This window comes from Rhodococcus mengyinensis (assembly GCF_048381435.1).
Classification (GTDB): Bacteria; Actinomycetota; Actinomycetes; order Mycobacteriales; family Mycobacteriaceae; genus Rhodococcus_F; species Rhodococcus_F opacus_D.
Genome location: NZ_JBLWIT010000163.1, coordinates 1 through 12,249, shown reverse-complemented (window position 1 = coordinate 12,249; position 12,249 = coordinate 1). Strand labels below are relative to the sequence as shown.

Annotated in this window: 11 protein-coding genes and 1 pseudogene; 5 read left to right on the top strand and 7 right to left on the bottom strand. The window is 65.4% G+C overall.

Going from position 1 to position 12,249, the window contains the following annotated elements:
- Positions 1–1,063: 1,063 nt before the first annotated feature.
- Positions 1,064–1,309 carry a helix-turn-helix transcriptional regulator gene (locus ACNJ7E_RS43775; protein ID WP_418342723.1) on the bottom strand — a complete coding sequence of 82 codons (246 nt, stop codon included), beginning with the start codon at positions 1,307–1,309 and terminating at the stop codon, positions 1,064–1,066.
- 901 nt (positions 1,310–2,210) lie between these two features.
- On the opposite strand from ACNJ7E_RS43775, the gene ACNJ7E_RS43770 reads away from it, so the two are divergent.
- Together ACNJ7E_RS43770 and ACNJ7E_RS43765 are read left to right on the top strand one after the other, a co-directional pair.
- Entirely contained in the window at positions 2,211–2,339 is a 129-nt protein-coding gene (locus ACNJ7E_RS43770) for a hypothetical protein (RefSeq protein WP_418342722.1), read from the top strand.
- Positions 2,336–3,085 (top strand): MBL fold metallo-hydrolase, encoded by a 750-nt coding sequence (locus ACNJ7E_RS43765; RefSeq protein WP_418342721.1) that lies wholly within the window; start codon positions 2,336–2,338, stop codon positions 3,083–3,085. Before ACNJ7E_RS43770 ends, ACNJ7E_RS43765 begins: the two co-directional genes overlap by 4 nt.
- Positions 3,086–3,265: 180 nt before the next feature.
- Here ACNJ7E_RS43765 and ACNJ7E_RS43760 read toward each other — a convergent pair.
- Together ACNJ7E_RS43760 and ACNJ7E_RS43755 are read right to left on the bottom strand one after the other, a co-directional pair.
- Positions 3,266–3,462, bottom strand: a pseudogene (locus ACNJ7E_RS43760) (saccharopine dehydrogenase); the annotation flags it as partial.
- A gap of 708 nt (positions 3,463–4,170) precedes the next feature.
- Positions 4,171–4,491 (bottom strand): hypothetical protein, encoded by a 321-nt coding sequence (locus ACNJ7E_RS43755; protein WP_317761358.1) that lies wholly within the window; start codon positions 4,489–4,491, stop codon positions 4,171–4,173.
- A gap of 157 nt (positions 4,492–4,648) precedes the next feature.
- Between ACNJ7E_RS43755 and mihF the strand changes: the two genes are divergently transcribed.
- Entirely contained in the window at positions 4,649–4,960 is a 312-nt protein-coding gene (gene mihF / locus ACNJ7E_RS43750; protein ID WP_418342720.1) for an integration host factor, actinobacterial type, read from the top strand.
- A 181-nt stretch (positions 4,961–5,141) separates the two neighbouring features.
- Here the strand turns inward: mihF and ACNJ7E_RS43745 are convergent, their stop codons facing one another.
- Positions 5,142–5,594 (bottom strand): hypothetical protein, encoded by a 453-nt coding sequence (locus ACNJ7E_RS43745; RefSeq protein ID WP_418342719.1) that lies wholly within the window; start codon positions 5,592–5,594, stop codon positions 5,142–5,144.
- The gene (locus ACNJ7E_RS43740) at positions 5,591–5,860 is read right to left on the bottom strand and encodes a hypothetical protein (RefSeq protein WP_418342718.1); all 270 of its coding nucleotides are present in this window, start codon (positions 5,858–5,860) and stop codon (positions 5,591–5,593) included. The genes ACNJ7E_RS43745 and ACNJ7E_RS43740 overlap by 4 nt, the downstream gene beginning before the upstream one ends.
- A 177-nt stretch (positions 5,861–6,037) precedes the next feature.
- On the opposite strand from ACNJ7E_RS43740, the gene ACNJ7E_RS43735 reads away from it, so the two are divergent.
- The gene (locus ACNJ7E_RS43735; RefSeq protein WP_418342717.1) at positions 6,038–7,018 is read left to right on the top strand and encodes an ATP-dependent DNA ligase; all 981 of its coding nucleotides are present in this window, start codon (positions 6,038–6,040) and stop codon (positions 7,016–7,018) included.
- Positions 7,019–7,261: 243 nt separating this feature from the next.
- Here the strand turns inward: ACNJ7E_RS43735 and ACNJ7E_RS43730 are convergent, their stop codons facing one another.
- Positions 7,262–8,815 (bottom strand): serine hydrolase domain-containing protein, encoded by a 1,554-nt coding sequence (locus tag ACNJ7E_RS43730; protein WP_418342716.1) that lies wholly within the window; start codon positions 8,813–8,815, stop codon positions 7,262–7,264.
- Positions 8,815–10,152 carry an alpha/beta hydrolase gene (locus ACNJ7E_RS43725; protein WP_418342715.1) on the bottom strand — a complete coding sequence of 446 codons (1,338 nt, stop codon included), beginning with the start codon at positions 10,150–10,152 and terminating at the stop codon, positions 8,815–8,817. The genes ACNJ7E_RS43730 and ACNJ7E_RS43725 overlap by 1 nt, the downstream gene beginning before the upstream one ends.
- 260 nt (positions 10,153–10,412) lie before the next feature.
- On the opposite strand from ACNJ7E_RS43725, the gene ACNJ7E_RS43720 reads away from it, so the two are divergent.
- Positions 10,413–12,131: an IS1634 family transposase gene (locus ACNJ7E_RS43720; RefSeq protein WP_418340312.1), complete on the top strand. Its 1,719-nt coding sequence runs from the start codon at positions 10,413–10,415 to the stop codon at positions 12,129–12,131.
- The last annotated feature ends 118 nt before the right edge of the window (positions 12,132–12,249 follow it).

The window sequence follows — 12,249 nt, the reverse complement described above, 5'->3', positions numbered from 1 at the left end:
CCGACGACCCACCCGTTGATCCGGGCGAAGGCCACCCCCGCCGTTTGTCCGGCGACCGCGGCCTCGAATCGGTGCTCACACAGATCGCACCGCACCGCCCACCCATTGTGTCCACTGGATTGGATTACCTGCACAGTCACCCTCGGGACGTCACCGAATCCGAACCGTGGCACCAGCATCGCACAGCCAACCGACGAAGCAGAGCCCCGGAGTCCGGTCCTGACAACATCATGCACCCCGAACAGCGGCGCGCCATCGACCACGACAGACCTCAGTCGGCGCCGCGCGGTCCCTCACCGATCCCCAGACGTTACTGCAGGAGCAGCGAGCGCGGGGTTTGCACGGTCCCGGCGCGGAATGGTCACGAGATGAGCGGCGCTCACCGACCCCTCCCCACCACCAAGATGTGTCGAGGGGTTTCGCGGAACTCGCTGGCGTACTCATCATTGAAACCGATCGCACTCGCCCCCTCGGACGTGCAACTGATCCTCTCGCCCGGATCGACGAACACGAGTCCGTAGATGGCACCGACCAGTTGCCCACAGCCCTACTCATGACGTAAACGACTTTCGAGGTGGTCGTACGGTCCCGATACCAGACAATTGCATTACTGCTAGCTACGCTAGCTAGGATTGCAAGTATCAGATCCTGACGGTCAGTCCGCGCACCGCACCCTGCGAGCGACCGCCGGCGATCCTTCGAGGCGCCTCCTCAACTGCGCTAACCGGCTTTTCATCAGATACCAACGTGTCGACCCCAAGATGTCGACCCCTCGCCACTTTCGTCACCGTGATGCAATTCGAGCGACGGTCGCCGTACCGCCCCCTTCGGTCACACACGATCGACGACCGACCCATGAAGCTGCAGAGGCACTCTCGACCTACACCTGCGGCACCAACGGAATCCTGTCGGGCCGGATGCACGTAGGGATGCGCCTACCTCCGCTGCGCCCACCGCCACTCCCCCGCGCAGTAGTTCCGATGGCGTGGTGCGGCCCGGCCTTCAGGGGGGCGAACTCCCGCGGACGGGAGTCAGGCCTTCGGCGTCGCAAGAAGGAAGGTGCTCACTCGGCGCGGCGCCGACGCGGTTTACGGATGTCGGTGCGCGCACCCTGGCCCGGCCTGTTGTTCGCCCACTCGACGATCTCCGAGCGCTTCCACAGCGGAGTGCGGCCGATCCTTTCCACCGGCGCCGGCGCTTGCCCACGGGAGACGTACCCGCGGAACGTAGAGACCGACAGATCGGTACCGGTTTCCTCCTTGATCAGGTCGATGACCTGATCGGTGGTCAATCGATGTGGGTTCGCCATCGGTTGAGAATCCTTCCTGTTCATGCCCGTCGACGATGCGGGTGGCAGTTCGGTGTGTAGTACGGCGGTCGACCGGCCGCGACACGACGCACGGCGGCGCGAGACTTCCCTCGGATGGACCATACAACGGCGTGCTGCAATGCCCGCATACACGTTCGGGGGCCCGGTAGCGGTCCACACGTTCCAACACTACAGCGATAGATTGCAAGGTTCGGGAATCCTTGGAGAGGATCCCTCTAGCTGGGGACACGACACGTCCCCGAACATCGTGCGTCCCACCTCGAACCGCAAGGAACCGTTGGCTTGCGACGGCAATGCCCACATGTCGCTACCTAGCGGCGGCTCTCGCGCACATTCATTGCCGATCGTGCGCGCGAAAACCTCGCGTCGACGTCCCCGCGGCCAATCGGTAGGACGTCTTCGACGCAGCGGCCGCAGCGAGAACGACCTGCGTCGTCGGGAGCCGATGGGATTCAGTGCCGACTCGGCGAGGCAGTGACGGCACGTGGCATGGCGACCGTCGTCGCGCGTCCCGACATGGCCGTAGACCGCCCGCGCGATCATGAGCTCCGCATGGCTCCGCAGGATGTCACTCCCGCATGCCAGGCATCTGAAAGAAGCCCGTGCCGCCGACGCTGACCAGAACAAGTGCCCACAGTCCCATCACGCGAACACGAACGCCACGACCTCCTCAGGCACGTCCTACCAGGCGCATTGAAATCGCGGGCAAATAGCATTCCACACTTGAAACCGTCGAGTAGCCCACGCAGGTTGCGCTGACACGGTGACCGGGCCGTCGACTCGGCGTCGGATCCACCCTGCTACGCCGCGTCAATTCACCTCGACACGGTTGACCACGTACCCTGCCCGTTTGGAGCAAGCGCGCAGGAGGAGAAACTGTATGGGGGTCGGATCGGTGCACGAAACGCTCGTTAAACACGACGGGATGAACTACCGCCGGGTGTTGGGCGTCCAGGCCTTCGAGGCGGACGCGGGACACTTCGGCATGTCGACGGTGGTCACCCGATGAAGCCCGTCGAAATCGCCGACGGCGTGTTCTTTGCGCACTCCGAGATGGTCAACTGGGTACTGCTCACAGAAGGTGACGCGGTGACCGTGATCGACACCGGGTACCCGGGGCAGCGTGGCGATGTCGAGGAATCGATCCGGGCTATCGGACGGGATCCTCACGGCATCGAGGCCGTGCTCATCACCCACGCGCATGTCGACCACGTCGGCAGCGCACAGTATCTCGCCGAGACCTACGGGGCGCCGGTACTGGTACACCCTGCCGAGGCGGCTCACGCCCGGCGTGAATGCCATGAGGTCGCGACACCGTGGGATGTGCTCAGCAATATCTGGCGACCCGGGGTCCTGCCCTGGGCGCTCAAGCTGGTCCGGCTGGGTGGCACGGCCAAGTACGGCGTCGACTCCCCCACGCCGATGCCCGTACCCGGCGCCCTGACCTGCCCGGGTGCCCCCGTCCCGGTTCTCGTGCCCGGCCACACCTCCGGTCACACCGTCTACCATCTTCCCGCTCGCGGTGTCGTGATCTCCGGCGACGCCCTGATCACCGGGCACCTGACCTCACCGATCTCCGGACCCCAGCTGCTGCCGCAGTGGTTCGACCACGACCGCGGTATGGCCGCGGAGTCACTGCGCATCATCGGAGAGTTGGACGCCGACATCCTTCTGCCCGGACACGGGCCGATCCATCGCGGCTCCGTCGCCGAAGCGGCCGCAATAGCACGAGAACGCGTCGACGCCGCGCGGTGAGGATCAGATCGCACTGACGCGAGACCTCCATTCCCACAGGTTTTCGCGCACGCTACCCACCCGAAGAACGTCACCGTCGGGCAGGACTGCTCTTATTGCCAGCAATGCAGACAATGCGTGCAATCGGGAGGTGTTGGTTGGGCGGTTCTGAGCGTGTGGTCCCTCGTCAGCGGAGGCGCATCAGAGCTTTCGGGCGGAGATCTCCACACCTGCACCGCGCAGTCGTTCGACGAGCACGTCGCCGGCCGCGGTGGCCGGGGTGAGGACACCTGCCTCGTCGGTGAGCCGGCGCCGGTCGTGGTGGTGGTGTAGATGTCCATCGCGAAGTAGCCATTGCGTTGCGTCTTTCCGCTGGGGCCCTCGCCGGGTGAGGGGAGGTTCTTCGCTGCGGAAGTTCTTGCGGTTGATGGGTTTGTCGATCAAACCGGAGTTCTCCAGCACACTGGCGAGGCGTCAACTCGCGGCCGGACCCCACCCGTGGGGCCGATCTTCTCGTTGTCGCTAGCGCAGGGGTGGGGCCCGGCATCGGGGGGGTGATGCCGGGCCACAGGGGGTGTTCTGGAAACAAAATTGGGGGATGTTCACCAGAACACCATCAGTCTAATGCCCGTACGGGGCGATAACGTCACGGGGTCAGGAGATCCGGGACGGCTGCGTCCCGAGGTCGCCTGATCTTTCGGACGGCGAGATGGGAGGCATTTCGCATCCCAAGTAACACCTGACGCCATCTTCGCGTTGCCAGGGACTCGATGCCGAGCATGTACGAACGCCAGTCGCGATCATCGAGTGGACCATTCCTGCCACATTCACTGCGCTGCCGTCGATGTCGAGTCGAGCCAGGAGGCGGTCGATTCGGATTCACGTGGCCGGCCACCGGCCACCGGTTGCTTCGACCAGCGCGGCATACCTGGGTTGCGCACTCGATGACTGGTGAGTGGTGGCGGGGGGCATCGCTTCCCGCAGTCCGCGGCTGTCGGCAATGAGGCACCGGTCGCGGGCTTCTCACTGGATCCGAGTGCAGCACATCGGGCCACAGGTACATCAGGAAATGACTATCGCCGGGCGGCAGGAACGCGGCGGAGGGGTCAGTCCTGGTCGGCGGCGCTGACGGCCGCTGCGGGGCACCAGTGCGTGACCTCGAGACTTCCCAGCTTGTTGCCGGTGGGGATGGTGAAGGTGCACGATGCGAGCCATTCGCCGCGGGAGGTGCGTGCCCAGGCATGGAGCAACCCGGGGACTTGGACGTCGAGGTCAAGACCCTCTGCGCGGACGCGCAGGGGAAGGTCGTTCGCGGCGCGGCCACCGTGGTGTGCCATTGCGGCAGAGACGTCGATGGTCACCGGCCGCGGTGGGCGCACTTCCCGCCACGGTTTCGGGTCGTACACAGCTTTCCATCGTTCGAACATATATTCGACTCTAGTGTTACCCTTGATTGTGCCGCCAGCGGTCGGCGAGGGAAGCGCCGACCGCTGGCGTCGCCCTACGTTGACGCCTACGCGAATGGCGCGATCCCCATCCGAGGCCGGCTGATCAAGGCCGGTCAGAGCAGTAAGGAGCCCATTGATGGCATTGCCCGTTTTGACGCCCGAGCAGCGAGCAGAAGCATTGGAGAAGGCCGCTGTGGCCCGGAAGGCACGCGGGGAGCTTCTCGCCGCGGTCAAGGCCGGTGATCTCACGGTCTCCGATGTGCTCACGAAGGCGGAAACCGAAGACGTTGCGAAGAAGACCAAGGTCTCGGCTTTGGTCAAGGCGCTTCCCGGTGTCGGTCCGGTGAAGGCAGCGCAGATCCTCGAGGAGCTGTCGATCGCTGAGACCCGGCGGATCGGCGGTCTCGGGACGAATCAGCGTCACGCGCTTCTGGGCATAATCGCCTGACTTGATCGCAGTGGTCGGCCGCCCGACGCCAGTGTTTCGGCGCTTTGTCGGTAGGACGATCTACTGTGACGATCGCGACGAGCAACAGGTCGCCACTCACTGCCCAGACCGGTGACTCGTTCCCGGTCCTGATCTGCGGGGTTCCGCAGATTGGTGTGTGGCGGCCTGTTGCTCTTTGCTTTCAGCAGCAATGGTCCGAGCCGAAGATCGACCTGGTGTCTCCGGCACCTACTCGGCCGCGCCTGACAACCTCATCGGTAATGGCGGACCCTTCGGACACTTCCGGGGCCGATCCGCTGCGTGTGGGTCTACCTCCGCAGTTGCTGGCCCATTCCCGGATGAGCCGGTCAGGCAGGCGGTACACCGCCACCCCGTCCGGGATCCCGACCCGGGTGGCGCGATCGCGGGCCGCGATGAACGCCTGAATCTCGTCGTTTCCTGATGCGCGGTCTCGGTGCAGGACATTGTGGCGTGCTTCGGCGAGGTCTTCGAGCACCACCCGCTGGAAGCGGTCGAGGCTGGCCGTGATCTCGGTGATCCGCGCCCTTTCCGACCGGCTTCCGCGCCACCGGTCCGCCAGGTCCGAGCCGGCGAGCAGGACGCAGAGGGCGACGGCGCAGACCGCAGTGATCATTCGGCGCCGCCCCGTCGCGCGGCCGTGGCCTTTGTCGGTTCCTTTGTCACCGCGACCAGGGCACAGGTCGCCGCGATCGCGCCTACGAGTGTCAGCAGCAGGGGCAGCGAGATCTCGGACGCGGTCATTGCCCCGACGGCCGTGGACACGAAGGCGAGCACGGCGAGCACCCACAGGGCGCGGGCAACTCCCGCTTGGTGTTTGATCTGGGCGGTTGAGCCGCCGATGACAAGCAGGGCGCCGAGCCAGAGGGTCCAGGTGGTCATGGGTGGCGTGGGTCCTTCCGACGTTCGGCGGGTGTGAAGTCTTGACGGATAGGGTGTCATGCCGGCGGTGGCCGAGCAGGCCGGCGGGTCGTGGGCGGTCGTGTGATCGCGCCGCACTCTCGGCGACGGGAACCGGAAGGGTCGTCTCAGCTGCGGACATGGGCGCACAATCGGCCCATGCGGCTGATCGCGCCGATGTTGGCCACCCCGGGTGAGCTTCCCGAGGCAATGGACGGCGGCTGGGCCGCGGAAATGAAGTACGACGGCTGCCGCCTATTAGGCGCGGTCGGCGGCGGCGAGCCACCGGTGTTGTGGACCCGCAACCTCAACGTCGTCACCTCCTCGTACCCGGAGGTGGCTGAGACGTTGACCGACGCATTCGGCGGTCGCGGCCGCATCGTGTTCGACGGCGAGGTCGTGGCACTTGCCCAGGGTCGGCCGTCGTTCGCGCGCTTGCAGAAGCGGATGAACACCCTGCGCCCGACCACGGCCGTGCGGCGGCAGGTGCCGGTCACCTATCTTCCGTTCGACGTCCTCTCTGCCGACGGTGGTGATCTGACGGCGGCGCCGTATCTGGAGCGCCGTGCCGCTCTCACCGACCTCGGTCACGAGCTGCACGGGGTCGGTGTGCTCCTGCAGATCATGCCGCATTGGGTTGGAGTGGACGGTGCCGTCATTTTGGAGGCTGCGAGGAATTCCGGGATGGAGGGCGCGGTTTTGAAACGGGTGGGCTCGCCCTATCTACCAGGTCAGCGCACCCGGTCGTGGCGGAAGGTTCTCCTTCGCACGAGAAGCTCCTGCTTGATTGTTGGTTGGATCGCGGGCGGGGGTGCACAGCGCAACATGGTCGGCTCACTCGCCCTCGGCGCCTACGATGACCAGGGCATTCTTCGCTACGTGGGCAATGTCGGGACCGGGTTCACCATGGCCGTGCGCCGCCAGCTGAAGGAGAAGCTGGCCACCCTCGAACGCCGCACCAGCCCGCTCGGCACCGATGCCGCGGCCGCGGAGGAGCACGGGATCGTGCGCTGGGTCGAACCTGTGATTGTGGTGGACATTGCGTATCGCGAATACCAGCCGGGCGGGCTTCGGCATCCCAGTTTCAAGGGGCAGCGAGGAGACCTCGATCCGGGGTCGATCACCCGGGATTTGCTGTGACAGAACGCATCCAAGTAAAGAGGAAGCCGCTGTCGCCTTCCCCCAGCAGCGGCACCGGTTCCGGTGTCTTCGCGCAGGGCCCCTCGACAAACTGCGCCGGCGGATGGTTCACGGTGATCGGCGGGCGAGCTGGACGGCGAACTCGAGCGTGCCCCGCTGGCGGGAACCACAGCAAAAGCCAGGACCGTGAACTGATTCAAATTTCGCATTGCGCCACCGGCTTCCCCGGGGTAGATCGGCTATTTACTGCAGGTGCCGGTAGAGCCGTCCGTGGTTGCTGAACCAGGCGACATTCCCATCGGACCCCCGAACGAAGTTGGATCGGGTGCCGGTGGGTTTGAGGTCGGGGCCAAGGTCGAGCCCATAGTCGGTCTTGTAAAGCGCAAGGCCGAGATTCGGGACTGTCTGCTCATCCGGCAGGTAGGTGCCATCCGGGGCGTCGCTCATGATGCCGACGAGCTGGCCGCCTTTGCCGCGGAAGTTGATCACGACGGTCCCCAGGGTGCCCGATTGATCGATGTCGTCAGTGGCATACGCCCCCTCGTAGGGCGCCAACTCGGCCGTGCTCAACTTCTGGGGCGTCGCGGGGAGGTTACTGATTCCGGCGAAGCGGCGAAGCGACCAGTCCTCGGCGAACAGTTCGTTGAGCAGTTTCCCTCCTCCCTCGGAATTGGTGAGCACGGTCATGGCGAAGTTACGGCTGGGCACCATGAAGAACCCGGATCGTTGACCCGCCCAGGTCCCGCCATGTTGGACGATCGTCTCGTTCTCCGCGGACGGCCGCAGCATCCATGACACTCCCATGCCGGTGAGTTCGACCTGAAGCGTGCCGCCGACGCCTGGATTGGAACGCATGGCGATGAGCGAGTCTTTGCTCATCAACCGATCTCCCTTGGGTGTAGTGCCGTCGCCGAGGTGGAAGCGCGCGTAGCGCACCTGATCCCGCACGCTGGAAATCAACGATCCGGTCGGGTTGCAACTGCGCGAGAAGAACCAGAAACCCGGGTCCACAACGGCTTTTCCGTCGTCGACGTTGTGGGAGGCGGCGATATTCCGGCCGATTATCTGGTCCGAGAAGAAGTGGGTGTGACTTAACTCGAGCGGGTCCAGCAGCATCTTCTGGACGGCGTCCTCGTAGACCGATCCGGTCACGACCTCGACAATCCGCCCCGCCACAACCAGCCCCGCATTGTTGTAGGCGAAGACCGTGCCCGGCGGGGTCTTTTGTGGGAGCCGGGTCATCGACGCCACAAACTTGGTTATCGCGTCGTCGCCTCGACCGAAGTCCTGGAGATCGTCACCGAGCCAACCCGACGTGTGGTTGAGCAGTTGTCGCACCGTCGCCGTGGCGCTGGCTTCTGGATCGGCGACCGCGAAATCGGGCAGATACTGGCGTATCGGTGCCTCCAGATCGACCTTGCCCTCGTCGACGAGGCGCATCACGGTCGTTCCGGTGAACGTCTTCGTCGTGGAGCCGATCCGGAACAGGGTGTCGCCGTCCACCGGTGTCGGGTGGTCGACATTGGTGACCCCATACCCCTTGATGTACTCCTCACCGTCGGCAATGACGCCAACCGCAACCCCGGGGATCGCGTAGTCCTTCATCGCCTTGTCGATCTTGGCGTCGAGCTCGGTGAACGCTTCCTTCGCGTGCGCCGGGACGCTCGTAGCTGTGGTGGTCGACTCCTTCGACGAACATGCCGGCAATACGAACACCGCCAACCCGGCGACCGCCCCGCCAAGCACCGCCCGGCGCGACAACTCAGGGCCACCGACGGCGAACACCTCGGTCGTCATCAGCGTGGCGGGAGAATGTCGTATGCCGGCAGTTTCGTCGTGTCCGTGCAGGATGTGTCCGGCTTCTCCGGATTGTCGAAAAATGACGCGATTATCTCGGCTCCGCACGGCGGCTCTGCATACACACCGTGTGCAGCTCCGGGCACTACCGCGACTATGGATTGCGAGAGATCCTTCGCGATGTAGTCGCCCCACACCGCTCCGGTCTGCCCGTCGTAGGTTCCCGACAGCACAAGCGAAGGGATGTCACTCACGGTGATGTCTCGGATCGAGTCAGGGGCCTTCGGCACGTCCCACACTTCGCAGGCGTCGCGCAGGAACGGCAGCTGCGGCGCTTGGGCCCGAACGGACTCCGGCAGTTCAGGGAATTCCTTTTCCGCCTGTTGCATGGACTGCTCGACGGTCTCGAACGGGATCCATTCACGGCACCAAATGCTCAGGGTGAGGCCCCAATGGAGGACGCCCCTCTCCGGATGCCCCCACACTTCGGCCCAACGCGACGCAATGGGCTGCGCATTCCCGTGTGCGAGCTCATCGACCGTTGATGGGAATTCTGTCGGTAGATGGGTAGCCACGGGGACAAACCAGTTCAGCAGCATTCCGCCGTCGACGACAACCTTCGTCTCTCCTACACCCTCAACGTTGACCGTCGTGGTGATGGGCTTCGCCTCGAGCTCATTGACCAGCCGGATGAACGTTGCCCCCAGGTCGGGATAGCGCTCTTTGCATGCTGGCTGGTCCTCGCACGCCTTGACCATGTTGTCGAATGCTTGGCGAGCGCTGGCCCAGGTCCACCCCAGGGCACCAACCGATGGAGGCGTCACTCCGTCGAACACGATCGACTCGATAGCGTCGGCGTCTTGACGCATGTAGATCAGCGCAAGGTCGGTACCGTACGAGTGAGAGAACACATTCCACTTCTCGAGGCCGAGTGCCTTGCGTAAATCAATCAGGTCATAGGTGCTCTCGGTCGAATTGAACGCCGAGAGGTCAACGGTGGGGGCCAGGCGGTCGTGGCACTCCTTCACCGCTTCTACGTACGCATCCCGTGTGGACTCGGCGTTCCACGCCATTCCGATCCTGTGGGCGAAGAACTCGAAAATCTCCGGGCAGGGCAACGGCGAGCTGGACGTTATGTTGCCGCGCTGTCCCATCAGGATCAGATCGCGATCACGGTTCAGCGGCACGTCCGGATTGACCGGGGGATCGGTGACCGCATCCTGACCGGGCCCGCCCATGAGAAAGACGATCGGAGCCTTGACCGGCGGCTGCGTTTCCGACGGAACGATCGCTACTGCCAAGCGCAAGGTTCCGCTGTCTTCTTTGGTGCGGTTCACCGGTACCAATAATTCCCCGCAGCGAGCATTCTCCAGCAGTGGGACCGGATTCGGCGTCTTCGCGCACGGACCCTCGACAAACTCCGCCGGCGGATGCGCCACAGTCCGGACTTCCGCAGTTCGTAGGCATTTTCGTGCCTGCCGCGGAATGAAGGCGCAGGTCAGAGCGGTGCAGGGTGTCTGGAACGCGAAAATCTGTAGGCACACGACTTGCGGCGTGTCGGCTGGTGAAGCCGCATGCGATGTGGTGTTGTGTAGGTATGTACCTGCGGGAGACGCGGCGGAAGAACAAGGACGGCTCGGTGGTGTCGTATCTGCAGCTCGCGCACAACGAGCGGCACCCGGACACCGGCTCGCCGACCGCGAAGGTGATCCACAACTTCGGCCGCGCCGAGACCGTGGACCGGGACGGGTTGGCCCGGCTGGTGTCGTCGATCTCGCGGTTCCTCGCCCCCGACCAGTCCGCCGCGGCGTCGACCGCGGGCGGGGAGGTGGAGATCCTCGACTGCCGGCGCCTCGGCGGGGCGTGGACGCTGGACCGGCTCTGGGACCGGCTGGGGATCTCGGCGGCGATCCGCCGCGCCGCCGAGGGGCGGCGGCTCGCCGCCGACGCGGTGGAGCGGGTGATCTTCACCCTCGTCGCCCAGCGCGCGCTCGAACCCGGCTCGAAGCTCGCGGCGACCGGCTGGGTGACCGAACGCGTCGCCATCGAGCACATGACCGCGTTGTCCGACGATCAGGCCTACCGGGGCATGGACTTCCTCCTCGACGCCCTCGAGGAGATCGCCGCCGATGTGTTCAATTCCGTTGCGCACCTGTTAAACCTGGATTTGGACATCGTTTTCGTCGATACGACGAGCACCTACTTCGAGACCGAGGGCCCGGAGCGGGCCGATCCGCCCAGCGACGACGGGGCCGGTAACCCGGCCGAGTCCGGGGCGCGGGAGTTCGGCCACTCCAAGGACTTCCGCACCGACCTGCCGCAGGTGGTGATCGCGATGGCCGTCACCCGCGACGGGATCCCGGTGCGCTGCTGGACCTTCCCCGGCAACACCGCCGACACCGCGATCATCCGCACCGTCAAAGACGACCTGGACGGGTGGAACCTGCGCCGGTTGGTCTGGGTCGCCGACCGTGGTTTCGCCTCCGCCGCGAACCGAGCGTATTTGACCCGCGGCGGCGGGCATTACATCCACGCCGAGAAGCTGCGCCACACCAACACCGAGGCCGCCGCCGCGCTCGCCAGGCCGGGCCGCTACCACACCGTGGCCGGCAACCTGCGGGTCAAGGAGGTGCACGTCGCGCCCGGCGGTGACGGGGACGGCGACGGCGGCGCCCGGACCAGGCGATTCGTCGTCTGCCACAACCCGGACCAGGCGGACCGCGACGCGGCCGTACGGGAGAACCTCGTCGCGCACCTCGAAGAGCTGATCGACGGTTCCGACACCTGGACATCGCGCCGCCGCGACGAGCTGGTCGGCTCGCTCAAATCCAAGCCGGGACTGCGACGGTATCTGCGGCGCACCAACACCGGGCTGCTGCGCATCGACCACACGGCGATCAAGACCGAGGCCGGCCTGGACGGCAAGTGGCTGCTACGCACGTCCGACACCACCCTCACCCCGGAGGACCTGGCCGCCGCCTACAAGCAGCTGCTCGCCGTCGAAGCCGGGTGGCGCGACATGAAGGGCTCGCTCGGGCTGCGGCCGGTCTTCCACCACCGCGAGGACCGCATCCGCGCCCACGTCCAGTTGTGCTGGCTGGCGCTGCTGCTGATCCGGGTCGCCGAGACCGCCACCGGTGACACCTGGCGCAGCATCCGTCACGAGCTCGACCGGATGCACCTGGTCACCCTCGCCACCGACCACGGCCAGGTGGCGCAACGCTCCGCCGTCACCGCCGGGCAGCGAAAGATCCTTACCGCGCTCGAGCTGCCCGAACCGCCCCGGTTCTTCGACTTCGCCCCCACCGACGCGTAAGCGAGATCCCGCCAAAGCAAGGCCTGTAGTAACACGACCCCAACGCGGCCGCGCGGCGTCCCCGCACGTCAACACGCCTTTTCGCGGAATCGTGTGCCCATCAGCTGCGGAAGTCCGG

What these genes read in the sequence shown, in the direction of transcription:
- ACNJ7E_RS43730 (WP_418342716.1), bottom strand. Translation starts at nt 8,815, where the DNA reads ATGACGACCGAGGTGTTCGCCGTCGGTGGCCCTGAGTTGTCGCGCCGG.
- ACNJ7E_RS43720 (WP_418340312.1), top strand. Translation starts at nt 10,413, where the DNA reads ATGTACCTGCGGGAGACGCGGCGGAAGAACAAGGACGGCTCGGTGGTG.
- ACNJ7E_RS43770 (WP_418342722.1), top strand. Translation starts at nt 2,211, where the DNA reads ATGGGGGTCGGATCGGTGCACGAAACGCTCGTTAAACACGACGGGATG.
- ACNJ7E_RS43765 (WP_418342721.1), top strand. Translation starts at nt 2,336, where the DNA reads ATGAAGCCCGTCGAAATCGCCGACGGCGTGTTCTTTGCGCACTCCGAG.
- mihF (WP_418342720.1), top strand. Translation starts at nt 4,649, where the DNA reads ATGGCATTGCCCGTTTTGACGCCCGAGCAGCGAGCAGAAGCATTGGAG.
- ACNJ7E_RS43745 (WP_418342719.1), bottom strand. Translation starts at nt 5,594, where the DNA reads ATGATCACTGCGGTCTGCGCCGTCGCCCTCTGCGTCCTGCTCGCCGGC.
- ACNJ7E_RS43775 (WP_418342723.1), bottom strand. Translation starts at nt 1,309, where the DNA reads ATGGCGAACCCACATCGATTGACCACCGATCAGGTCATCGACCTGATC.
- ACNJ7E_RS43740 (WP_418342718.1), bottom strand. Translation starts at nt 5,860, where the DNA reads ATGACCACCTGGACCCTCTGGCTCGGCGCCCTGCTTGTCATCGGCGGC.
- ACNJ7E_RS43735 (WP_418342717.1), top strand. Translation starts at nt 6,038, where the DNA reads ATGCGGCTGATCGCGCCGATGTTGGCCACCCCGGGTGAGCTTCCCGAG.
- ACNJ7E_RS43755 (WP_317761358.1), bottom strand. Translation starts at nt 4,491, where the DNA reads ATGTTCGAACGATGGAAAGCTGTGTACGACCCGAAACCGTGGCGGGAA.